The organism is Streptomyces sp. NPDC031379 (assembly GCF_055569615.1).
On the sequence record NZ_JBVIIT010000029.1, the window covers coordinates 51,257 to 75,140 of the forward strand.

Here is a 23,884-nt window from a genome sequence, read left to right on the forward strand (position 1 = left end):
GCTCGGGTACCCGGGGCCCGAAACCGGAACCGGCACAGGGTCGGCAGAAGGAGGAGACCCCGGATGACCAGCACCAGCGAGACCGGCGACGTCACCGGTACCCGCGACAAGGACTACAACCTGATCTGGTACGTCGAGGCGTGTCTGAGCAACGCCCTGCGCCTGGAGCAGTACATCCAGGACGCCGAGCGCGACAAGGACAACGAGGTGGTGGACCTGTTCCGCAAGGCCCAGGCCGACAGCCGCAAGGGCGCCGAGCTGGGCAAGCAGCTGCTGCGCTCGCGGCTCGACGGCGGCTGACCACCGCGCCCGCTCAGGCGAACCGGGAACTCGGGACGGGCCCGGCGGACCGCACACGCGCCCGGTCACCGCGCAGCCATGTGCTCCTGACGGCCGTGGCGAAGGCGGCGAACCGCGCGTCGGCGTCCTCCGGGCCCTCGCCGTCCCCCGGGTCCGCGGCCGGATCGGCAGCCACGATCCCGGCGGCGACCTCCGCCGCCGGACGGTCGTCCGCCGGGCCCCGCTCGACACCGCCGTCCGCGCCCTGGCGCAGCTGCTCGCCCCAGGGCGCCACGACCGACTGATGCAGCAGGCCGACGCTGTCAGCGGTGATCGCGGGCGGGTCGGTCCAGCAGGAGGCGTGCGCGTGCAGCACCTGTCCCGGGGCGCGTTCGAAGAGATCCCCGACGAGTTCGGGGCCGCCCTCGTGCGCCGCGAGTCCGTCGAGGTCGTAGGCGACGACCACCGTGTCCGTCCGTCCGGCCGCGAACGGCTCGGCCGGCAGGCCGAGCACCTCCGCCGCGGCCAGACCGAGGATCGTCGAGTCCCGGTCCGGCAGCAGTGACACCGAACGCGGCCGTGTCTGCGTGGCGTCCAGCAGCGCCTTGAGCCGCAGCAGGCCGCGCAGACACTGGCCCGCACCGTCCTGCAGCCAGGCGTACCGCCCGTTCATGCCCTCGGTGAAGCCGAACGGGGACAGCGTGCCGAGGACGGTGCCGCTGATCACGTACTGCCAGCCGCGCAGATCGGCCGGATCGAGCGAGCCCGCCCGCTCGGCGTCCGCCGCGCGCTCGAGCATCCGGTCCTGCCGTTCCCGCGCGGGCTGCCACACGCTGTCCTCCGGTTCCCCCAGCAGCGCGTGCTGCCGCCGGGCCAGCTCCAGATCGCCGGCCATCACGGCGTTGAACACCAGCAGATAGCGGTCCGGCCAGTCGGCGAAGCTCCCCTCGTGGCCGGCGAGTTCGGTCACCGCCTCGCGATGTCGGCCCTCGGCCTCGTAGGCGGACACCAGCTCCCGCAGCACGGCGAGCGAGCCGCCACTGCGGCGCAGCGCCTCACGGAGCGCGGGCACCGCCAGGTAGGACACATCGCGTTCGACGCACGCGTACCCGAAGTCGTACAGCGCCCGGGGGCGGTCCGGGTCGGCGGCCAGCGCGGCCGCGGCCTCGGCGAGGTCCTCGAAGCCCGCCGAGCCGGCGGCCCGCCGCACCACGAGCGCGACCTCGGCGAGCGGCTGCTCCTCGCCCGCCGCCCGCAACTGCCGCAGCGCGCCGGGCACGTCCCCGGAATCCAGGGATTCCCAGGCCTTGCGGAGTTCGGGGGACTTGGGGCGGCGATTCCGGCGCGAGAACATGCCGGAGATCATCACCCGCGGTCTGTCGTGTCCTCAACACATTTGTGCGGGAGGGGCGACGGCGACCGCACCCGCTCAGGGCAGCGGCTGCTCCGCCCAGATGATCTTGCCGTGCGGGGTGTACCGGGTGCCCCACCGCTCGGCGAGCTGCGCGACCAGGAACAGACCCCGGCCGCCCTCGTCGGTGCTCGCCGCGTACCGCAGGTGCGGCGAGGTCGTGCTGCCGTCGGAGACCTCGCATATCAGCGTGCGTTCGCGCAGCAGCCGCACGCCGATCGGGCCGCGCCCGTAGCGGATGGCGTTGGTGACCAGCTCGCTCAGGACCAGCTCGGTCGTGAACGCCAGCTCCTCCAGGTCCCAGTCGGCGAGCTGCCGGGTCACCGCGGCCCGTACCTCCGACACGGCCGCCGGTTCGGACGGCACCTGCCACTCCGCCACCCGGTCCGCGCCCAGCACGCGGGTGCGGGCCACGATCAGCGCCACGTCGTCGCGGGGCCGGTTCGGCAGCCGGTCCAGCACGGTACGGCAGGTCTCCTCGGGGGAGGAGTCCGACGTACGGCGCAGGGCGTCGCACAACATGTCGAGCCCCGCGTCGATGTCCCGCTCCCGGTCTTCCACCAGCCCGTCGGTGTACAGCACCAGGCGGCTGCCCTCCGGCAGCTCCAGCTCGGCCGTCTCGAACGGCAGCCCACCCAGGCCCAGCGGCGGGCCCGCGGGCACGTCCGGGAACTCCACCTCGCCGTCGGGACGCACCAGCGCGGGTGGCGGATGGCCGGCCCGGGCGACGGTGCACAGCCGGGAGACCGGGTCGTAGACCGCGTACAGACAGGTCGCGCCCGTGACCACGGCGGCGCCCTCCGCCGGGGTCTCGTCCTGGTCGATCCGCACCACCAGCTCGTCCAGCAGGCCGAGGAGTTCGTCGGGCGGCAGGTCGAGCGCGGAGAAGTTGTGCACGGCCGTGCGCAGCCGGCCCATGGTCGCCGCCGCGTGCAGTCCGTGCCCCACCACATCGCCGACGACGAGCGCCACCCGGGCACCGGACAGCGGCAGCACGTCGAACCAGTCGCCGCCCACACCGGCCTGCGCCGGCAGATAGCGGTAGGCGATGTCCAGGGCCTCCTGTTCGGGCAGCGACCGCGGCAGCAGACTGCGCTGCAGCGTGACCGCCATGCTGTGCTCGCGCGTGTACCGGCGGGCGTTGTCGATGGACACCGCCGCCCGCGCCACCAGCTCCTCCGCCAGGGCCAGCTCCTCGGAGTCGAAGGGCTGCGGCTTCTCCGCCCGCCAGAAGTTCGCCACGCCCAGCACCAGACTGCCCGCCCGCAGCGGCACCGTGATCAGCGAGTGGATGCCGTACGCCAGCACGTGGTCGGTGCGTTCCAGATCCTGCGCGCGCCAGCCGGGCGCCTCGCGCAGCCGGGGCTCCACCACCGACTGCCCGGTGGTCAGGCTGCGGGCCTGCGGTGAGGTGGATACGAACCGGATGCGCTCGTCGACCGGGTACAGCGGGGCGTCCTTGCGGATGCCGGCACAGGCCACGCGGCGCAGCGCGGTCCCGGGCCTGGGCTCCTCGCCGGTGAGCACCGCGTCGAACAGGTCCACCGTCGCGAAGTCCGCGAACCGGGGCACCGCCAGCTCGGCCAGCTCCTCCGCGGTGCGGGTCACGTCCAGGCTGGTGCCGATGCCCACCCCGGCGTCGTACAGCATGTTCAGTCGCTCGCGCGCGACCTCCGCGCGGCCGGACAGGGCGCGCAGCTCGGTGGAGTCGCGCAGCGTCGTGACGCTGCCGGCCGGGCCGCCGCGCAGGTCGGTGGGCCGCTGGTTGATCGCCAGCAGCCGGTCCTTGACCAGGTGCACCTCGTCGGTGGCGACCCGCCCGGAGGCGAGCAGCGCCGCCGTCTCGTCGTCCAGGCCCAGCTCCAGCACCTTGCGCCGTTCGGCGTCCTTGGGCAGGTCCAGCAGGCGGTGCGCCTCGTCGTTGGCGAGCAGCAGCCGGCCGTCGCCGCCGACGATCAGCACACCCTCCCGCACCGCGTGCAGCACCGCGTCGTGGTGCTCGTACATCCGGGTCATCTCGTACGGGCCGAGTCCGTGCGTCTGGCGCAGCAGGCGTCTGCTGACCAGGGCCGTGCCCGCGGTGGCCAGCGCCAGGGCCACCGCGGCCGAGGCGAGCAGCAGCGGCAGTTGCTGGTCGGCCGCCCCGCCCACATGGGCGGTGGTGATGCCGGACGAGACCAGGCCCACCACCTTGCCGGCCGCGTCCTTCACCGGTACCACGACCTGCACGAGCGGGCCTATGGTGCCGTCGACGTGCTCGGTGACCGTGCCCCCGGCCAGCGCCGGGCCGATCGTGCCGACGAACTTCTTTCCGATGCGGTCGGCCTTGGGGTGCGTGTAGCGGATGCCGTCGGTGTTCATCACGACGATGAAGTCCACGCCGGACGCCTTGCGGGCGGCCTCGGCCTTGGGCTGCAGGATCGCCGTCGGATGCCGGGCCTGCAGCGCGGCCGCCGTGCCGGGCGCGTTGGCGAACGTCTCGGCGACGGCGAGGGAACGGTTGCCGGCCTCGACGTCGCTGTCGTGCCGCACCTGGAGCACCTGCGCCACCACGGCCGAGACGATCAGCAGCAGCACGATCACCACCTGCAGGAGGAACACCTGCCCGGCCACGCTGCGCCCGGTCACCGCCGCCCGCAGCATCCCCGGCCGATCGCCGTCCGCGCCCTCGCCGTCCGGCCGCGGTCCTTGCGGTGCGCGCGGTTGCCCGAAAGGACGGGGCGGCCGAGTCGCGGGCCGGCCGGGCAGTCGCACCATGTGCCCATGTCTACACTGCCCGGCGCCGTCAGGCGAGACCGTGAACCCGATGTTGCGGGCCGTCGCCGACCGGGCGGCGCCGGACCGGTCACCGCCGCGCGGGGGGCAGACGGCGCGCGGCGAGCAGCAGCGCCATGTCGTCGGGCCGGTCGGTGGCCTGCCGGGCGCTCTCGGTGAGCCGGTCGGCGACCCCGTCCAGCGACCTCCCGTCCGGCCGTCCGGCGGCGGCGCCGGCCCTGCCGAGCGCCAGCCGCAGCGCCGTGATGCCGTCGTCGATGTCGGCGCCCGGCCGCTCCACCAGGCCGTCCGTGTACAGCGCGAGGATCGCGTCCGGCTCCAGCAGCAGTTCCGTCACCGGGTACCGGGCCTGCGGATCCACGCCGAGCACCACACCGCCGGGGATGTCCAGCAGCCGGGTCCGCCCGTCGGGGGAGCGCAGCAACGGCGGCGGATGGCCCGCCCGGGCGACCCGGGCGCGACCGGTGGCCGGGTCCAGCCGCAGATAGCAGCAGCTGGCGAACTGCCCCGGATCGAGGTCGATCAGCAGCCGGTTCGTCCCGCTCAGCACCTCGTCCGGCGGACGGTCGCCCAGCGCGAACGCGCGGACCGCGCTGCGCAGCTGGCCCATCGTGGCCGCCGCCTGCACCCCGTGCCCCTGCACATCGCCGATGACCAGCGCGAGCCCGTCCCCGGCCTCCACGACGTCGTACCAGTCGCCGCCCACGTCCATGCCCTGCGTACCCGGCAGATACCGCCCCGCGGTCTCCACCCCGGGATGCGCCGACAGCCGGTGCGGCAGCAGGGCCTGCTGCAGACCGCGGGCGAGTGCCGCCTCGCTGTCGTAGCGCTGCGCCCGTTCCATGGCCTGCGCGATCAGCCCGGCGAGCGCGGTCAGCACCGTACATTCGTCCGTGCTGAAGCGGCGTGAGCCCTCGAAGCCGAGGATGCAGGAGCCGACCGGCCGGCCGGAGGCGATCAGCGGCAGGAAGGCGCGGGCGCCCTGGTCGGCGTCGAGCGCGATGCCCGGGTAGGCGGACTCCAGCTGCTGCATCGACTCGAAGAAGAGCGGCCGGCCCGTGGTCAGGGTCTCCACACCCGGCAGGTGCGCGTCCAGACCGACCCCTTCGAACGGGGCCAGGAAGCCCTGTGGGAAGCCGGTCTCCCAGGCCAGGTACAGGTGACGCTCCTGGAGCAGGTAGATGGCCAGGCGGCGGCCGCCGAACGCGGGCAGCAGCTCCTGCATGACCACCGCCGACACCTGCCGGGCGGTCACCGCGTCGGTCAGCGCGATGGCCAGGGCGATCGGCCGGTACACCGGCTCCAGCGAGCGGTCGCTCACCACCGGGTCCGCACAGGCACGTGCGTCAGGTACCGGATCGACCGCCGCGTCCATGCGACTGGCCGGTACGAGGGTGCAGGTCAGCAGGTCGGCGCCGGGGTGCACCGATACGGCGAGCCAGTCGCCCTCCCCGGCCCCGGCACCGTCGGCGCCCGGCCGCCGCACATGGAAGTGCACCGGGTCCGCGGACAGCAGGGCGCCGCGCAGATGGTCGTCGTACGGCGCCCCGGTCAGCCATGGCATGGCCTCCCACAACTCGCGCCCGAGCAGCCCTTCCCGGTCGCCGCCCGCGAGCCGGGCCGCGGCCTGGTTGACATACACGATCAGCCCCAGCCGGTCGAGGCAGAACACACCCTGCGGCAGCAGATCGGCCGCGCCGTCGGCGGCGGCGGGACCGGGGTCGAAGACCAGCCCGCCGACCCTCGCGGGACCGTCGTCCGCGGCCGGCCACAGGTCCAGCAGGCGCGGGGTGCCGTCAGGCGAGCGCAGGGTGAGCGGCGCGCCCGGCGGACGTCCGGCGGCCGTGTCGCGCAGCGCTGCCAGGATCCGGTGCGCGTCGGCCGGGGCCACGGCGTCCGCCAGCGCCGCGTCCGTCCCCGCGAACTCGCCGGGGCGCAGACCGAGGAGGGTGTGCAGCCGGTCGTCCGCGCACACCGAGGACGTCGCCGGATCCCAGCTGAACCGTCCCACGGCGGCTTGCGCGGGAAGGCTCGCCGGTGGCCGCAGGCACAGCGGCTCCCCGTCCCAGACGACCGCGCCCGGGTTCCCGTCGGCGAGCCCGAGCAGTTCGGCGCCGAGCCCCTCGGCCAGCCGGGCGAGCGGCTCCCGGTCCAGCAGCTCGTCCATGGACTCGGCGACCGCCGGCCGCAGCACCGTCAGCACCCCCAGCGGCTCCTCCCCGCCCGGCACCGGTACGTGCACCGACCCGAACGGGAAGGGCAGACCCGCCGCGAACTGCGGATACCTGCGCACCGTCTCTGTGGCGTTCGGCAGCACCACCTGCACGCCCAGCCGGTAGGCGTCGGCGACCGGGAAGGGACGGGCCACGTGCAGCCGCCACCAGGGCTTGAACAGCGGGCCGGGCAGCCCCACGAGCACCGCGAGACGCAGCAGGCCCGGAGTGCTGGAGCGCAGGTACACGCCCGCCACCCGGCCGTCGGCCGCGCCGAGCGCGCCGGTCGAGGCGTCGGCCAGCAGCGCGGCCAGCCGGGCCCGCGCGCGGACCGTCTGCTCGCCGCTCCCAGCCATCGGCCCTACCTCGTCCCGTGCGCCTCAGGGTGGATGACACAGCAAGAATGCGCCAGAGAGAGCATGGATTGCACCTGGGCGGGTGGGGGAGCGGCACGGGTGCGGGGCGGTGGGGGGCCGCCGTCTCACACCAGTGCCTCGTCCCGGTGGCGGGGCCACGCCCCCACTCCTAGTAATGGACGTCAATGGACTGCGTCATGCCGCGCGCCGCACGCGGGGGCGCAGGTGCGTCCGCGCCCTTCTTCTGGAGCCGACATGACCACCCGCTCTTCGTCCCCCCGTCCCGACGACTCCCTGATAACCCCCGCACCGGCCGCCCCTGGAGTCCCGACCCTGGCTCCCCACCTCCCGATGCGGCCCGCCCCGCTCCTCGAGCAGCTCCCCGAGGCCCTCCACCAGGAAGCTCTCCCGTACGGCGATCCGTTGCGCGAACTGGTCCGCGCGGCCGTCGCCGACCGTCCCGTGGAGGACGTCGCCCGGCTCATCACGCTGCTGGAACGCTCGCCCGAGCATGCCCGGACCACCGCGGACGCGTTGCGCGCGGCCGCGGTCGACCGGTCCGTGGAGGACGTCACCCGCCTGGTGACCCTGCTCACCAGGCCGCCCCGCGAGTCCGACAGCGCGGACGAGGCGATCCGCGCCGCCGCCGAGGGCCGGTCCCTGGAGGACGTCACCCGGCTGATGCAGCTGCTGCACCGCACCCCGGTGGAACCCCGCTGCGGGCAGGCGGCCGTGCAGGCGGCGGCCGTCGGCCGGCCCGTCGAGGAACTCGCCGAGCTGATCAGCCGGCTGGCCGCGGAACGGGCCGTGCACCCGAGTGCGCCGCGCGAGCGGGCACCCCGCGAGTCCGCCGACCCCTTGTCGGCGTCCCCCCACCCCGTGTCCGCGCCCCACGATCCCGTGTCCGCGTCCCCCGATCTCCTGACCGCGCCGCACGGCCCCGAGCCCGTCTCCGACGCCCCCGACGGCCCCATGACCTCGTCCGCGGCTCCGGCAGCCGCAGCCGCAGCCGCAGCCGTAACGGCAACCGTGCCCGGCCTGAAGGACCGGCTCACGGGGGACCGGTACGCGGGGGACCGGTACGCAGGGGACCGGCCCGCGGGGGACCGGTACACGAGGGAGCGGGCCGAGGGGGACCGGACCGTGAAGGATCGGTCGGCGAAGGGACGGTCGGCGCAGGACGGGCAGGCGAAGGCCCGGTCGGCGAGGGGCCAGGAGGCCAAGGGCCGGCGGACCCGGAACCGCCCCCAAGGTGACCGGGGTGCCGCCTCCCTGTGGGTCTCCCGAGGGGCGGCGCTGCTGGTGTTCCTGTGCGGGGTGGCCCACTTCCCGCGGTACTGGACCGGACTGGCCCAGGGCGTACTCGGGGCCACGGTCGTCGTCGCGGGACTGTGCATGCTGCTGGCCCTGGCTCTCCCCGCCCGGGCGGCGCCGGCCCGGCTGGTCGCGGCGACGGCGGCTGTCGGTGTCCTGGCGGTGCTCGCCGTGGGGCAGGTGCTCGGCGGCCGGTTCAGCCCGCCTGGCCTGTCGCAGCTGTGGGAGGCGACCGTGGCCCCGCCCTGGCTCGCCGGTACGGCGGCAGCGGCGGCCGCGCTCGCGACCCTGGTGGCACTGGTCGTCAACCTGGCCGCAGGCAACTCCCACCGCGACGGCGGACATTGACCGGGGCCCCGGCCGTACACGCAGACACGTGGAGTCAGGTGGCCCGCGCCCGGGTGGATCCGTCGAGGTCCACCGGGCGCAGCACCAGGTGACCGTCCAGCCGGGCGGCAGCCATGGCGAACGGCAGGGTGTCCGCCTCGAGGCACATCGACACATCCTCGGGGTGGACGCCGCCCCAGCCGAGCCGCACACCCTCGGTGAGCCGCGCGGCGGCGTCCGAGCACCGGGCCCTCGCGAGGTAGGGGCCGGCGTCGGCGTCGGCTGCGCGGACGCGTTCGGCGATGTACTGGGCGCAGGCGAGATCCTCCTCGGCCCGTCCGCCGTCCCCGGTGACGACGAAGGTCACCGTCTCCGGACGGGCCCGCCGCAGCAGCTCGGCGGTCGCCCCGGCCACCACGAAGCTCGCGCACAGCAGCAGCCCGGCGTCCGCCACCGCCAGCGCACCGGCGGTCCCGGCCGTGGTCTTCTGTACGACCGTACGGCCCTGTACGTCGAGCGAGCGGAGCCTGGCGGGGGAGTTGGCCAGGTCGAAGCCGGGCACGGGCGGCCCGTCCTGAAAAGCGAGCCAGCCGGGGTGACGGGCCTTCAGCTCCAGGGCCTCCTCCTGCGTACCGGCGAAGACGATCCGCTCGGCACCGCGCCGGAACGCCAAGGCGGCCACGGTGAACGCACGCATCACATCCACGACCACGGCCACAGCGGGGGCGTTCGGCGCATCGGCCGTACCGGTGAACACAGGCTGCATCGCTCCATGGTGCCGCATGCGGCGGCCGTTCAGGGCTCGGTCGTCCCAGGCGGCAGCGGGCGGCCGGCGCGAAGGCTGCGCAGCGCGAGGAGCAGCACACCGATGTCGTCCAGGTAGACGGGGTCGGGCAGCAGGTCGGTGGGCAGCAGCAGGTACGCGACCGCGCCCCAGAACACCCAGCGCGGGCCCGTCGGCAGCCCCGCCCGCCGCAGCGTGCGCCGGGCGCGCACCAGCCGGAGCAGCAGGGCGACGGCCACGGCGAGCAGGACGGCCGCGACGACGGCGGCGAGCACCAGCAGGGTCGTGGTGGAATCCATCCGGCCTCCTTCTCCGGCGGGAGGGCTGCGACGGTCTCGGCGGACGGGCTACGACGACCGGCCCGTGCCGGCCGTACCCTTCATGCCGGCCGTACCCTTCGTGCCGTCGGTGCCCCTCGAGTCGTCCGTGCCCTTCGTATCGTCCGTGCCCTTCGTATCGTCCGTGCGGTCCGTTTCATGCGCGCGGTCCGGTGAGTCGCCCCCGGGAGAGTCGTCCGGGGCGGCGGGGGCCGGCTGCCGCTGACCCTTCGCGGTGAACTTCAGCCGTTCGAACGTCCGTGTCAACTGCTGCAGTGCGCCGGGCGCCCGGGACGCGGACCGCTGCTGCGGCGGCAGTGCGGGCGCGGGGACGTCACGGTAGGCGGACAGCGCCTCCAGGGCCTGCTCGGCGGCCTGCTGGTACAGGTCCCGCGACTTGGTCATCGCGTCCAGCGCTTCGGCGTACATGGCGACCAGCCGCCGTTCGCGCTCCAGCTCCTCCCGAGGGGTCAACAGGGTCCAGTTGTCCCGCAGGTCCGTCAGCGCTTCCTCGGCACCCTTCGGCAGGGGCCGGGGCAGGGCGACGAAGTGCCGCAGGGCAGTCACGAGTTCGGCCGGCTCCGAACCGTCCAGGAAGACGCTGCGCACGGTGTGGTCCCGGCCGTCGAAATCCGCCGGCGCCGGGTCCGGCGGCAGCAGCACGGCACCGCCGCGCGGCACCTCGACGCCGAGGTCCTTCAGCGCCCAGTTGACGGCGCGCAGCTGGTGCGGGGCGGCCCGGTGCTCCACCACGCGGTGCCTGAGGCCGGGCGGCAGCAGCCGCGCCAGCGGCAGCCGGCCCTGCTCGTCCGGGGTCATCGCCTCGTGCACGACGACGTTGACGCACCAGGCCTCGCGGGCCGCTGCCCGCAGCCGGCGTCGCATCTCCTTGTCGTCCGCGGGCAGCGCGTTGACCTGCCGCAAGCGCACTCCGGTGACGGTGGCGTGGTGGTCCCAGGAACCGTCGTCACCCTCGCTGGAGCCGCCTTCGGGCCAGAACAGGGTGGCCGGTGAGGGCCACGCCTCGTCCCAGGGGCGCTCGGCTTCCGCGACGAGCCGCCACTCGTGCCCTTCCGGCCGGCCGGTGAGCGGTACGAGGGTCAGCCGGGCCCGCACGGTCACCGTGCCCGCGGCTCGCCAGCGTGCCTCGAAGATCCGGTGGGCCGCGTCCTCCGGTGCCGGCGGTTCGGTGAAGTCGTCGATGTCGCCGCTCTCCTGGTGCCGGCGCAGCGTGCGTCGGAGGACGTCCTCGGGAGCGGGACCGGTGTGGCGACCGCGGGCCGCCCAGAGGGTCTGCGGGATGGTGGCGCGGTCGGTGGCGGAGTTCGACATGGGCCAATCTGCTGATGGGGGTGGGTGCGCCTCCCAGTATCACCGCTCTGCGGCGTGACACGTCCACCGGGGCCGGGAGGCGGCGCGTGGCGTCGGGTGCGCGCCCCCGCGCACGGGACGCGCGCCGTCCACTCGGGGTGCGCGCGGAACGCGTCGGGGGGTCACCGTTCACCCGTGGTGGTACCCGCGTACGGCGCCCACAATGGTCCGGCGAACGGGGGCCGCCCGTCCATCCGCTCAGGGGCGGACCCCGTTCTCGTGACACCCGCGCGCGTGACCGGCACTCTCACCGTGCCCCCTCCGCGCGACGACGGCCCACCGACGGGTGACGCGACGATCTCCCAGGGGCCCGTGTGGGGCGCGGCCGCCACGATGATCGACCTCCTCACCTGGGCCCGGTCCCCGCTATGGACGGTCGCGTGCTTCGCCCTCGTCCACGATCACCCCCGCCTCGCCCGGCTCGCCGCGCTCGGCACCGCCCTGCCCACGCTCCGGCCGCTGCTCGGCCCGCTGGTGAGTGACCTGGTGCCACCGGATGCCCTCTTCGCCACGGGCAACCGGCTCCTGGCCCGGCTGTCGGCGCTCACGCTGTGCGCCGCCCAGCACCGGGACGCGCCGCCCGCCCGCCTCCCGGCGGGCTCTCCGGGGCAGGTGTCCGGCGGGCTTGTGGTGACGGGCGCGGCCGACGTCCTGCCGACGTCGGCCGCCGACGCGGCGTGGGGCACTCGTCACCGGCTTCGTCGTGGGCGCCCTCGGCCGGCTCCTGTGGCGCACCCGCCGCTCGGACCGCACGCCACCCGGCACCGCGCTCGCCCCGGCCGCCCTCGGCCTGCTGATCCCGGCCGTGCGGCTCGCGGCGCTCCAGCCCTGGCCGCACGTGCCCGGAGCCGGCGTGCTCCTCGGCGGCGGTCTCGGCCGGACGGCGGCGCTCGCCCTGCTCAGCACGGCACCGGCGGTGGCCGGAGGCCGGGATCTGGCCCGGCGCCGACGGAGACCGCGCGCCCCGGGAGGCCCCAGGCCGGAACCGGGGACCGCTCAGTGCGGGAACGCCCGGGGCGGCCGCTGACGCGGCAGTTCCTCACGGAAGTCGGAGACCACCGAGCTGATCTGGCGCATCAGCACCGTGTCCGCCAGCCGGTCGAGGTAGAGGTTCGTACCCGCCAGCGCGGGCAGGTCGACACAGAAGTACACCGCCATGAGCGGGTTCACGAACAGCTCGCTGCCCCGGGTGCGCTCGGTGAACTGCACATCGCCGAACTCCCCGCGCACCGCTGCCGCGACGGACCCGTGCACGATGCTCGGATGACTTGCGTGGGAACGCTGGGCGTGGGCCACCGCGTCGAGATAGGCGGCACCCTCGGGACTCTCGCGGGGCAGCGAGAACGCCCCCAGGTAGCCGCCCGCGCGGTCCAGAGCGGCCAGGTTCTCCAGCACCAGGGAGTGGTTGACGCCGTGATGGGCGTCCACGCCGAAGCCCAGGCAGGACACCACCCGGTGCGGGACGTCGTCCAGTCCCGCGACGGCCGCCAGGCTGGCCATGTCCTCCTCCGGCGTGCCGAGCCCGTGCTCGTCCCCGCGCATCAGGATGTCGGTCCCGCCGTCCACCAGTACGACCGCGTCCACCCCGCCCAGGTGTTCCAGCAGCGCCCGGTAGGCGGCGCGCAGCGGCTGCACCCCGGTGCGCGGAAAGGCGTACACGGTGTCGGGCAGTTCCCGCGAGCGCAGCCACCGGGCCAGGGCGCGCTCGGGGAAGTAGTCGCCGCGCAGCGGGGTGTCCGGGCGGACGGCGGCGACGTCCTCCGCGACCCAGGTGTCCAGGTCCAGGCCGTACAGGTCGGAGAAGGACAGACTGGCCAGATGGACTTCACTGCCGGCCGAGCGCAGCGCGAGCGCCAGAGGCAGCCCGGCGTAGACGTCGAAGCCGCCGCCCGCACCGGCGACGAGGATCCGGCGCGCCTCGCGCAGGCGGGTGAAGAAAGCGGGCTCACGGAGAGAGAACACCGCAGGACCCTAACAGGGGCGCCCCCGAGGCCTCCTGAGGTTTTCGCAGGCGGGACCGGGGTGCCGCCCCACTTCTCCACAGGGCCGTGCGCCGCGCATCTCCCGTTGTCCACAGGCCCGTACGGAGTGTCGGACCCTCGTGCCAAGATCGGTCGCATGCTCACCCACGCCCTGTTGCCCACCGAAACCCACCGGTCCACGACATACACGCTCTGGGTCACCTCCCAGGACCCGGACGCGGTAAGTGCCGCTGTCGCCCTGCTCGACGAGGTGGCCACGGCCGTGTCGACCGCGTATCCCAAGATGGGGCGTTGCCTGGACCGACTGCAGAGGCGGGCCGCCGGACTGCCGGCCGCCCATCTGCCCTGGTTCTGGGACACGGTGGCACACCGCCTGCTGGGGTATCCCGGACGTGCCGCCGCCAAGGCCTACACCCTGGCCCGCAAGGCGGAGCAGGAGCACGCGCTGCCCGTCGACGCGGGGTGGCGGCGGGCCAACGCGCTGCTGTTCGCCGGGCAGGGCGCCCTCCCGGTCAAGGAACTGAGTGAGCATCAGCGCTGGCTGGCGGCCGAGCTGTCGCCCGCCGAGGCACACGAGGAGTACGGACGCGTGCTCACCGCCTGGGCGGCCTCGCCCGGGGAACTCCCCGCCGATCTGGCCCGCCGGGTCCGGGCGTCCGCGCGGGCCGCCGGCCTCGGCACGGACGAGGACGCCCGCGTCCTGGGCCGCGTCCTCGGCGCCGCACGCGGCAAGGCGGTGCCCGACGCCCTGCTGGAGGCCGCCGCCGGGCCGCTGGCCGACCATCCGCAGGACCGGGCGGTGCAGGGTGCGTTGCTCGACCTGTTCCCCGACTCCCGGAACGACGCGGCGGCCTGGCTACGGCTCCTGCTGCGAGGCGGGATCGTCGACGCGGCGGCGGCCGGACACCTCGATCCGGAGGGCGGCCTGGCCGCCTGGCTCGGCCGGTACACCCGCACGTACGCCCACCACAAGGTGCCCTACGGTGGCGTCGCCCGCCAGCCCATGCCCACCGAACTCTTCGAGATCGTCACCCGGTTCGCGCCCAGACTGCGAGCGGCGGGCACCCCCGTGCGGATCCACGAGGACAAGTACCGCTGGCCGGGCCTGGACGCCGACCTTCTGGACGCCTGCCTCGCCGAGGGCATCGCCGTCGAGGACCCCGGCGACGCCGTGCGGGTGACGTTCTGGGACGACACGTCGCGCCGCGACCTGAAGGCCCTGGCCGCCCACCCCGTGTTCGGCCGGCGCCTGGAAGGCACGGTGCACGAACGCCTGCGCGGCACCGGCACGGCGATCACCCGGCTCCCGCAGAACGCCGGTATCGCCGCCGAGGTGCACACGCGCATCGAGAGCCTGCTCGGCGCGCTGCGCGGCGGCGGACTCGCCGCGGCCGACGAGGCGGTGACCGAGCTGGCCGGGCTCCTCGACCGGCCCACGGCCATCGCCCTGGACGGCATCGAGGAGGCGCTCGACGCCCTGGACCTCACCGGACCGCTCGCCCGTGCCCTGCGCGCCGGACTGCCCGAGGAACTCGGCTGGCCCGCGCTGGAAGCGGCCCTGGCCGGCTTCGACGCCGCCGACACCCTCCGGGTCACCTGCACCTGGCCCGTCCTCACCGTCTTCGGCGCGGACCGTGCCGTGGCCGTCGACCCCTCCGGCACCCGCGCGACCTGCGCCTTCCGGGTGCCGGACGAGGCGATCTCGCACACCGTGCACTACGTCGGCGGGCAGTTCCTCGTCAGCTGGCGGACCGGCGACCGCTCCTCATCCACCGACCAGGCGTTCTGGACCGACCGGCCGCACGAGGTGTTCACCCCGGAGGACCGCTTCGGCCTGCGGCCCTACGGCGGACTGATCCGGGGCGGATTCGGATACCACTTCGAGACCCCGGACCGCGGCGGCCGGTTCGACGGGGAGCGGGTGCTGCGCCCCGGCGGACGCGAGGGCATCGGCGGCCATGACCTGCAGATGAGCGACGGGCGCCGCTTCTTCGGCGCCGCGGTGTTCCACTCCCGCGGCAACTGGACGCCGTACGACCCCCTGACCGGCACCCGAGCGGACGGCCAAGCCCTGCCGGACTTCCACCGAGACCGCGAACTGCCGCCCGGCATGCAGGAGTTCGAGGGCGGCCAGTACCTCGCAGTGCTTCCCGAGGACGCCCCGGCCTCCCCGCTCGGCCAGGACGGACGGCTCGTCGGCTGCCGCGTCCTCAACCGCACACCCCACCAGGGCCCCTCGCCCAGGGACTTCCTGCTGGAGTCGGCCGACGGCCGCAGCGCCCGCTACCGCAGCCGCCGCTTCGGCCGCCACCCCTGGGGCATCCTCGCCCTCCCGCAGAGCGGCGAGGACGCCGTCACCGTCGGCGAGGAGACGATCCGCTGCCACGCCGCCGACGACAACTCGCTGCTGTGGCAGGTCCACGGCTTCGTCCCGGCCGCCGACCGCGACCGCGACCGGCCGCCCACCCTCGGCGAGGAGGCCGGCCCGGTGCCCCCGCCCGCGTACTGGCACTTCCTCACCCCACGCGACGAGCCCTCCTCCAAGACGCTGCGCACGCTCGACGCCGCCACCGTGCGCGCCCTCCTGGACGCCGCCCTCGACACCCCCGGCCCCGACGAGCTGCGCACCGACGAGCTGCGCACCGACGTCACCCGGCTCCTGCCGGGGGTGGGCGACGCCCGTGTACGGGACGGGGTGGCGCGTGCCGCGCGGCTGGCCGCCGACGTGCTGCGCCGCCGCCGGGAACTGTCCCGACGGGTCGGCATCATGCGCGCCGGCCCCGTCGTGGACCTGCCCGTTGACGTCCCCGACAGCACGCTCGTCCCGGCCCTGTCCGGTCTGCTGCCCGTCCTGCGCGCGTACGAGGAGCACACCCCCGAGCGGCACCCCGGCACGCTCACCGCGGTCGCCGCCGACGGCCGCTTCCTGCGCGGCGAGATCGACGACGAGACCCGCGCCCTGGCCCCGCCCGCGCGTCCCGCGGAGTGGCAGGTGCTGCTCGGCGGCATCGACGCGGTCGCCTGGCGGGCTGCCGTCGAGACCACTCCCGCCGACGAACGCACCGCGCTGACCGCCCTGTTGCGGACCTGGAGCCAGCAGCCCTTCGCCGAGCCGGGCGGCACCTGGCGTACCGGCCGGGCACCGGCGGACGACCTGGCCGCCGCACCCCGTGCGGCGGCGGGCCCCGCCCGCGGCGGCCTCTCCCGGTTCCTGCAGCCGGCCGCCGACCCCGCCCCCGCACACGCCGAGGAGGAACAGACCGTCACGATCACCCGGGACGACCGGGCGCGCCTCACCCGCCTGAGGGAGCTGGCCGACCGCAACGGACCGCTCCCGGTGACCCCGGAGGCCGTGGCCGTCTTCTCCTGGCGCACCGGCGCACGGCGACCCGTCGCCACCCTGGCCCTTGCCGGTCTCCCGCACCGCGAACGGCACGAAGACCACACCAGGATGCTGCGCTCCAAGCCCTACAAGGCCAACAAGACCACGGCCGCGGAGTACGACAGCTGCTGGTACCGGCTCGGCGCCGACGGCCGGCGCGCGGTGCTCGCCGCCGGCATCCCCGAGGACCCGGCCGAGCTGTGGACACCGGAGGGCATGAACCGGGCCGCCGAGCGTATGGCGGCGGTCTGGGCGGACCTGCTCGGCACGCGGCCGTATGCCGACGAGGAGCTGGCGGACGCCCTGGAGGCGGATCTCGGCTTGTCCGCCGACTGGGCCCGCGCCCTGTCGGCGGGCCGGCCGCCTACCGATCCCACCGGACAGGTCCTGTCCGGCAGCCGCAGGGGCGGGCTCCTCCTGCACAGCGCAGAGCCGGACGGCACCGCGGGGGAGTGGATACGCCGCGACCGGGCCCCGCACACCGAGATCCTGTCCGTGATCGCCTGGGCCCTGACCGAGCGGCCGGTCGGCGATCCCGTGGCCGAGGGCGCGCGGAAGCTGTACGAGCGGCTACGGGCGTGGTTCGGAGCGCCGGGCACGCTGGTCGAACTGCTGACGCAGCCCGTGCTGGCCGCGGCCGCCGTCGGGGAACCGGCCTTCGGGCCCTATGCGGGCACGGTGGTCGCGTGCCCGCATCCGCTCCTGGAGGGAGTCACGGAAGCCTCCACGGCGAGGGACGACGGCATGTTCGTCGTGGCGGTGCCCTCCGGGGACCTCTTCCTGCGCACGGCAGCGCTCGCCGAACCGGACCGGGTGGCGCGGGCGCTGGACCTGTGCGACCGGCTGGACCTGCCCCGGCTCCGGCAGGAGGTGACGGAGACCCGGGCGCTGCTCGAGGGGCTGGACCGGATGACCGCCCGCGCCGCGTCGACCCCCGTCCCCGCCGGCGGCTACGAGGCCAACCCCGCGCTGAGCGCCCCCGAGCTGGTCGCCGACACGGCACGGAGGCTCGGTGTCGGAACGGACGCCGCCGCCCTCCATCTCCAGCTGCTCGCGCTCGCTCGTCCCACCGACCGCAACGTCCGCCGCTGGAACGGCTGGACCGCCGCCCGGCACAAGGCCGCGCAGGCGGAGCTGGTGGCCGTCGGCGCGGTGGAGACCGGACGGCGGGCCCGTGCCGGGCGCACCGCCTTCGCCCGCGGCACGTGGGAGACCCTCGACGCACCCCATCTGCCGGTGGAGGGGGGCAAGTTGAGCACACACCTGGCGGTCAGGGCGGGCAAGAACCTGTACGGCCCCTTCACCCGGCTGCTGCCGCCGGTGCCGTTGCACGAGCTGTTCGCCCGGGCCGCGGGGGCCTGAGCCGGAAGAGGGAGCCGGACCAGAACCGCCGAAGGGGGGCCGGCGCCTCGGCGCCGGCCCCCCTTCAGAGCCACTCGGGTCCGGGACTCACGCCCCGCTCTCGCGCAGCATGTCCTCACGCTCGACGATCTTCACGCGCTCGCGGCCCTGCGGCTCGCCCAGCGCCCGCTCCGCGGCGTCCAGCTTGTACCAGCCCTCCCAGGTGGTGTAGCGGACGTCGCGCTCGGCGAGGAAGGCGTCCACGGCCTCCGGCTCGGGCGAGGCGGGGGTGTGCAGACGGCCGTTCGCGTGGTCGTCCAGCAGGTTGGCCACGGTCTCGTTGGCGTCACCCTTGGTGTGGCCGATCAGACCGACCGGGCCGCGCCGGATCCAGCCGGTGACGTAGGTGGACTGCAGGTGGGCGCCGCCCTCCTCGATCACCCGGCCGCCCTCGTCCGGGACGGTGCCCGAGTCGATGTCCCAGGGCAGCTTGGGCAGCTTCTCGGAGAGGTAGCCGACGGCGCGGTAGACCGCGGTGACGTCCCAGTCCTTGAACTCGCCGGTGCCCTTGACGTTGCCGGTGCCGTCGAGGGCGGTGCGCTCGGTGCGCAGGCCGACGACCTGGCCGTCCTCGCCGAGGATCTCCGTGGGCGACTCGAAGAAGTGCAGGAACAGCTTGTGCGGGCGGTCGCCGACGTCCCGGATCGCCCAGTTCTCCAGGGTCTTGGCGACCATGTCGGCCTGCTTGTTGCCGCGCCGGGTCTCGATCGAGCCTTCGTCGTAGTCGATGTCCTCGGGGTCGACGATGACCTCGATGTTCGGGGAGTGGTCCAGCTCGCGCAGTTCCATCGGGCTGAACTTCGCCTGCGCCGGGCCACGGCGGCCGAAGACGTGGATCTCCAGGGCCTTGTTGGCCTTCAGGCCGTCGTAGACGTTCGGCGGGATCTCGGTCGGCAGCAGCTCGTCGGCGGTCTTGGCGAGGATGCGGGCCACGTCGAGCGCGACGTTGCCGACGCCGAGCACGGCGACCTTCTCGGCCTCGAGCGGCCAGGTGCGCGGCACGTCCGGGTGACCGTCGTACCAGGAGACGAAGTCGGCGGCGCCGTAGGAGCCGGCCAGGTCGATGCCCGGTATGGGCAGCTCGCGGTCGGCCATCGCGCCGGTGGAGAAGATCACCGCGTCGTAGAAGGCGCGCAGGTCGTCCAGGCTGAGGTCCGTCGGGTAGTCGACGTTGCCGAACAGGCGGACCTGCGGCTTGTCCAGCACCTGGTGCAGGGCGGTGATGATGCCCTTGATGCGCGGGTGGTCGGGCGCGACGCCGTACCGGATCAGGCCGAACGGGGCGGGCATCCGCTCGAAGAGGTCGATGGACACACCGGGGTCGGCGGCCACCTCGGACTTGAGCAGGGCGTCGGCGGCGTAGATCCCGGCGGGGCCGGCTCCGACGATGGCTACCCGCAGGGGGCGCGGCATGATCAGGTTCCCTTCGAGCGTGAATGGGCGACTCGACTGGGAAGCCTAAACTAAGGCAGACCTAAGTTAGTACGGGGGTCCGGTCTATGACCTCATAAGGTGATCTTATGCCTTGTCCAGGTCTCTCTTATGAGGGCCCTCCTGTTTCCCCGGTCCTGGGCGCATGCCTCACCCTGTCCGGCGGCTCGGCGTGGCGGTGGCGTGCACCTGGACTCTCCTGTCCACCGCCCCTGGCGGCCGCCGGCCGAGCCCGCCGGCTGTCGATCAGCCGCGAGGTCAGGCGGGCCTGACGATCCGGTGGATCGCCGCTTCCCCGGCGCCGTAGATCGACTCCTCGCGGATCGACGAGCCGGGCCCGGGGGCGTGGACCATCATGCCGTCGCCGACGTACAGGCCCACGTGCCGGTCGTCGTCGAAGAAGAGGACGAGATCACCGGGCTCGAGACCGGCGAGTGTGGCCGGGGCGCCGGCGAGCGCCTGCTGGTGCGCGGCACGCGGCAGTGTGACCCCGGCCGCCTTCCACGCGGCCTGCGTGAGGCTGGAGCAGTCGTAGGAGTCCGGCCCGGTCGCACCCCACACGCACGGCTTCCCGATCTGTGCCCGAGCGAACGCTATGGCCTTGGCGGCACGCAGGGCACGAGGTGACTCGGGGACCGGTGCGGGGAGGGGGAGGGAACCCGTGGCGGTGACGGTCCCGGTGTCCGTCATCGGCATCGTCGCCGCCACCGGCATGGCCTGCGCTGCCGGTGCCGTGGCGGCCGCGGGCGCCGTCACCGACCCGCCGGGTGTCGCCCACCGCGGCTGCTGCCCCTGGCCCGTCGCCTGCTCCGCCCGGGGCGTGGCGGGTTGAGCCGCCACCTGCTGCACGCCGGTGTTCCAGGCGGTCCGCGCCGGGTCGGGCTGATCGGCGCCGTTCGACACGGCCGGTTGGGCGGCGTACCTGGCGAGCAGGTCGCGTGCCATGGCGAGCTTGCGCCGGCTGCCGGCCTTGGGGACGGCGGGGGCAGGGCGGCCGGAAGTGGCGGAGCCGGGCAGTGACCTGGGTGCCTGGACGGACGCCGCCTGCGCGGCGGGCAACGAGGCGACCGGCAGGACGGCCGTCTCGCCGAAGCCTCCCGCGGCCGGCTCCGCCGTACCGGTACCGGGCGCCTCGGCCACCGACCGGAGCCCGTCGAGACCGGGCAGTTCCGGTGCCGGTCCGAGTGTGCCGAGAGCGGCGAACTCAGGAGCCGATGCCCATGCCGACACCGGAGCCGCGAGGCCGAGTGGTCCTTGTGCGCTGAGTCCAGGCAGTCCCGCCGCTGCGGGCATCGCCGCTTCCGGCTCACTTCGGATCCCCGACCCGGCCACTGCCGCCGGCCCGGTCGACTCCGGTGCGTCACCCGGCCGTTCCGAGCCCCACGTGCCGGGCAGTGCCGTGCGGCCGCTGTCCAGGGCCGGGAGGGAGCGACTCGTCGGGTCCGCCGCCGGGCCGGCCGCGGGTTCGGCCACCGCGCGGTCGGTGGCCCGCTCCAGCTCGGGACGCCGTCCGGTCGGGCCGGTTTCCAGAGCCGCCCGCTCGCCTCCAGGGAGGGCGAGGGGTTCCCGCTCGCCTCCAGGAAGGGCGAGGGCCCCTCTCTCGCCGCCAGGGAAGCGGCTCTCCGGCCGGTCCTGGGCGCGTGCCGGTGCAGTCGGACGGTCGGGCAGCCGGTCGGCGGGCAGGGCGGCGGGGACGGTCGGGCCGAGTTTGGCGCGTGCCACGTCGAACCACTGCCGGGTCACCTCGTCGAGCCCGGGATCCGGTTGCCTGCCGCGCCGCTTGGCCAGAGGGACGCCCCGTGAACGCGTCCGGGCCGCCATGGCCCGCGTCGCGTTGAAATTCCCGGTCGCGTTCTCGGCCTGGTCGTAGAGGGAACTGATCCGCTGCCGTACCTCGTCGCGGCTCTCCGGCGCCATGGAAGACGTGCTCCTTCCTTGCCCCGCGGGGCAGTTGGGCCGTCTCGTCCGATCGGCGAGCATCCGGCGCCGGACCACACGGCGGCTCGCCGGGTCTGAGCCGGGCGGCCTCGCGTCAACCTAGCCAACGTGTGTACCTCGTGTGAAGGTTGAGGTGTGAAATGTCCGATACGTATTTGTGATGTTCGTGATGACGTTCGACGGGGAAAGAATGAGGCTCACGTCCTCCTGTGAGTTCCCGGTGAATTCGCGATCCGGTTGAACACGGTGGCACTGTCCTCCGTATGGGGCGGGGGAACTCCATGCCCGACCGGCAATGACATACAGGGGACGACCTTGGTACGGAACAGGCGCAGACGCCCGACCGGCGCACGACGCGCGACCTTCGCAGCGGTCGCCCTGATGCTGGGCGGAGGCGGGCTCGTCGCGGCGAACGTCTACGCCTCGGCCTCCGAGGGCTGGGGCGACGACTCCGGCACGAACGCCCAGGGACAGGTGCTGTCCGCGGGCATGGCGACGATCGACTGCCCCGACATCGGCAGCCGGCTGACGGCCGTTCCGCAGGAGGCCCGAGCGGACGTCGACCGTGAACTCGCCGGGCTCGACCAGCAGACGGCGGCGGCGTACCAGCAACTCCAGGCCGCGGGACGGGCCGGCGGCCAGGACACCGACTCCGTCGACGACGCGATCATGAACCCGCTCAAGGAGAAGCGGGCGGAGACCATCGGCCGTATCGCCGACGCCGTCGACCGGGTGGGGGAGCGCCCCGAAGGCCTCGACGACCTGGCCGAATGCAGCCTGCGCCCCGGCGCCGACAGCGGCGCTCAGGACACGGCCAGTCCGGGCGGCGGAGCCCAGCAGGGCGGCGAGGGCCAGGGTGGCCAGAGCCAGGCGCCGGCCGGCGCGGGCCAGGCCGGCAACGGGCCCGTCGTCTCCGACTACACGGACATCACCTCCGTACAGCCCGACGTGCCGAACCCGCCGCAGCAGGACGGCGCCTCGCGCGGCTCCTTCACCTCCGACTGCGGTGTCAACGCAGGCGGCCTGTTCAACTCGGACAACGTCATCGTCGCTCCCGGAGTCTCCAACGGCGCCCACCACTTCCACGACTACATCGGCAACCAGAGCAACACCGCCTTCGCCAGCGACGAGGACCTGGCGAACGCCGACACGAGCTGTGTGGACCAGGGTGACAAGTCCACCTACTACTGGCCGGTGGTGCGCCTGCAGAACGGCACCCAGGAACGGGACGCCGGAGCCCCGGGCGGCGGTACGGAGGGCAACGCGGGCCAGATCGTCACGCCGAAGCAGGTGACGCTGACGTTCGTGGGCAACCCGCGCGAGAAGGTCACCGCCATGCCCCGTCTGCTGCGCATCATCACCGGCGACGCCAAGGCCTTCGTCAACGGTCCCGGCAACGCCAACGCGTCCTGGAGCTGCACCGGGTTCGAGGACCGGCAGCTGAAGGACAAGTACCCGCTGTGTCCGCAGGGCAGCGACGTCGTTCGTACCTTCCGGTTCCAGAGTTGCTGGGACGGCCGCAACATCGACAGCGCCAACCACCGCACCCACGTGGCCTTCGCCACCGCCGACGGTTCGTGCCCGGCGGGCTTCCGTCCCATTCCGCAGCTCGTGCAGCGCATCGTCTACGACATCGACGCGCCGAGCCTGCGGGACGGCGGCCGTAGCGTCCCGCTGTTCGCGGTGGACTCCTTCCCGGAGCAGCTGCACAAGCCGGTGACCGACCACGGCGACTTCATCAACGTCTTCTCCGAGGACCTGATGCGCGAGATGGTCGACTGCATCAACTCCGACCGCAACTGCGGCCCCGACGGCAACGGCGGCGGCGACAACGGCGGCGACAACGGCGGCAACGGCGGCGGCAGCGACGACAACGTCGGCGACAACGGCGACAACGGCGACAACGGCGACAACGGCGGCAACGGCGGCAACGGCGGCGACAACGGCGGCAACGGCGGTGACAACGGCGGCGGCAGCGACGACAACGGCGGCGGTGCGACCGCGACGCCGACGGAGAGTTCCGGTGCCGGTGCGCCGGAGGCCCCGGGCGACGCCGGTACGACCGAACCCGGCGGCGGCGACACCGCCGCCCCCGCGCCGTCGGCCTCCAGCCCCGGCGACGCACCGAGGACCGACCCGACGACCGAGCCGGCCCGCACGACCAAGCGCGACGCGGGCGACAAGGCCGAGCCGGTCAAGTCCGCCAAGCCCGGCTCCACACCGGCCCGTTCGGCAGCACCGGCCCAGCCGGCGACGTCCGCACCCGCCGCGTCCACGTCGGCCCCGGCTGCCGCCGGCGGAAACCCCCCGCCGGCTGCCGCGCAGACGGAACCCCAGGCGCAGCAGGGCGGACTCGCCGAAACGGGCGCCCACCTCTGGCCCGCGGCCATCGGCATGCTGCTCGCCCTGTCGGGCCTGCTCATGCTGCTCCGGGCCAAGCGTCTTCGCTACTGACCAGCACCCGACACCGGCGCACCACGCGGGGGGGGGGGGGCGCGGGGGGGGGGGGGGGGGGGTGTTTGGGGGGGGGGGGGGGGGGGGGGGGGGGGGGGTGGGGGGGGTGGCCGGGCCAGGGAGAGAGTTGGGCCTCACGAGAGGGGGCG

15 protein-coding genes are annotated in these 23,884 nt (G+C 74.4%); 5 read left to right on the forward strand and 10 right to left on the reverse strand.

All coding sequences use genetic code 11. The features are described from left to right. Positions 1-63: 63 nt before the first annotated feature. Complete coding sequence (locus tag ACZ5CW_RS34330; RefSeq protein ID WP_468608423.1) at positions 64-300, forward strand: hypothetical protein; 237 nt, start codon at positions 64-66, stop codon at positions 298-300. A gap of 13 nt (positions 301-313) precedes the next feature. On the opposite strand, the gene ACZ5CW_RS34335 is transcribed toward ACZ5CW_RS34330, so the two are convergent. From ACZ5CW_RS34335 to ACZ5CW_RS34345, 3 genes are all read right to left on the reverse strand, one after another. Continuing rightward, positions 314-1,633, reverse strand: coding sequence for a hypothetical protein (locus ACZ5CW_RS34335; protein ID WP_468608425.1), 1,320 nt, complete (start codon positions 1,631-1,633; stop codon positions 314-316). A 75-nt stretch (positions 1,634-1,708) separates the two neighbouring features. Continuing rightward, positions 1,709-4,333 carry a SpoIIE family protein phosphatase gene (locus ACZ5CW_RS34340; protein ID WP_468608493.1) on the reverse strand — a complete coding sequence of 875 codons (2,625 nt, stop codon included), beginning with the start codon at positions 4,331-4,333 and terminating at the stop codon, positions 1,709-1,711. A 202-nt stretch (positions 4,334-4,535) separates the two neighbouring features. Next, positions 4,536-7,034: a SpoIIE family protein phosphatase gene (locus tag ACZ5CW_RS34345; RefSeq protein ID WP_468608427.1), complete on the reverse strand. Its 2,499-nt coding sequence runs from the start codon at positions 7,032-7,034 to the stop codon at positions 4,536-4,538. A 255-nt stretch (positions 7,035-7,289) separates the two neighbouring features. Here ACZ5CW_RS34345 and ACZ5CW_RS34350 point away from each other — a divergent pair, with 255 nt between their 5' ends. Next, positions 7,290-8,696: a hypothetical protein gene (locus ACZ5CW_RS34350; RefSeq protein ID WP_468608429.1), complete on the forward strand. Its 1,407-nt coding sequence runs from the start codon at positions 7,290-7,292 to the stop codon at positions 8,694-8,696. Between the two features lie 34 nt (positions 8,697-8,730). On the opposite strand, the gene ACZ5CW_RS34355 is transcribed toward ACZ5CW_RS34350, so the two are convergent. The 4 genes from ACZ5CW_RS34355 to ACZ5CW_RS34370 form a co-directional block, all read right to left on the reverse strand. After that, positions 8,731-9,441 (reverse strand): 2-phosphosulfolactate phosphatase, encoded by a 711-nt coding sequence (locus ACZ5CW_RS34355; protein WP_468608431.1) that lies wholly within the window; start codon positions 9,439-9,441, stop codon positions 8,731-8,733. Between the two features lie 29 nt (positions 9,442-9,470). Continuing rightward, positions 9,471-9,758 (reverse strand): DUF1232 domain-containing protein, encoded by a 288-nt coding sequence (locus ACZ5CW_RS34360; RefSeq protein WP_468608433.1) that lies wholly within the window; start codon positions 9,756-9,758, stop codon positions 9,471-9,473. A gap of 48 nt (positions 9,759-9,806) precedes the next feature. Then, positions 9,807-11,108 carry a hypothetical protein gene (locus ACZ5CW_RS34365; protein WP_468608435.1) on the reverse strand — a complete coding sequence of 434 codons (1,302 nt, stop codon included), beginning with the start codon at positions 11,106-11,108 and terminating at the stop codon, positions 9,807-9,809. 405 nt (positions 11,109-11,513) lie between these two features. Then, positions 11,514-11,840 carry a hypothetical protein gene (locus ACZ5CW_RS34370; RefSeq protein ID WP_468608437.1) on the reverse strand — a complete coding sequence of 109 codons (327 nt, stop codon included), beginning with the start codon at positions 11,838-11,840 and terminating at the stop codon, positions 11,514-11,516. A gap of 10 nt (positions 11,841-11,850) precedes the next feature. On the opposite strand from ACZ5CW_RS34370, the gene ACZ5CW_RS34375 reads away from it, so the two are divergent. Continuing rightward, entirely contained in the window at positions 11,851-12,174 is a 324-nt protein-coding gene (locus tag ACZ5CW_RS34375) for a hypothetical protein (RefSeq protein ID WP_468608439.1), read from the forward strand. Here the strand turns inward: ACZ5CW_RS34375 and ACZ5CW_RS34380 are convergent. After that, positions 12,144-13,109: a DUF1152 domain-containing protein gene (locus tag ACZ5CW_RS34380; RefSeq protein WP_468608441.1), complete on the reverse strand. Its 966-nt coding sequence runs from the start codon at positions 13,107-13,109 to the stop codon at positions 12,144-12,146. The two genes, ACZ5CW_RS34375 and ACZ5CW_RS34380, sit on opposite strands and share 31 nt — an antisense overlap. 156 nt (positions 13,110-13,265) lie before the next feature. On the opposite strand from ACZ5CW_RS34380, the gene ACZ5CW_RS34385 reads away from it, so the two are divergent. Next, positions 13,266-17,873: a hypothetical protein gene (locus ACZ5CW_RS34385; RefSeq protein ID WP_468608443.1), complete on the forward strand. Its 4,608-nt coding sequence runs from the start codon at positions 13,266-13,268 to the stop codon at positions 17,871-17,873. A gap of 87 nt (positions 17,874-17,960) precedes the next feature. Here the strand turns inward: ACZ5CW_RS34385 and ACZ5CW_RS34390 are convergent, their stop codons facing one another. Beyond that, positions 17,961-19,325: an FAD-dependent oxidoreductase gene (locus tag ACZ5CW_RS34390; RefSeq protein ID WP_468608445.1), complete on the reverse strand. Its 1,365-nt coding sequence runs from the start codon at positions 19,323-19,325 to the stop codon at positions 17,961-17,963. 276 nt (positions 19,326-19,601) lie between these two features. Continuing rightward, entirely contained in the window at positions 19,602-21,260 is a 1,659-nt protein-coding gene (locus tag ACZ5CW_RS34395; protein ID WP_468608447.1) for a C40 family peptidase, read from the reverse strand. A gap of 402 nt (positions 21,261-21,662) precedes the next feature. On the opposite strand from ACZ5CW_RS34395, the gene ACZ5CW_RS34400 reads away from it, so the two are divergent. Further along, the gene (locus ACZ5CW_RS34400; RefSeq protein ID WP_468608495.1) at positions 21,663-23,735 is read left to right on the forward strand and encodes a DUF1996 domain-containing protein; all 2,073 of its coding nucleotides are present in this window, start codon (positions 21,663-21,665) and stop codon (positions 23,733-23,735) included. Positions 23,736-23,884 lie beyond the last annotated feature (149 nt).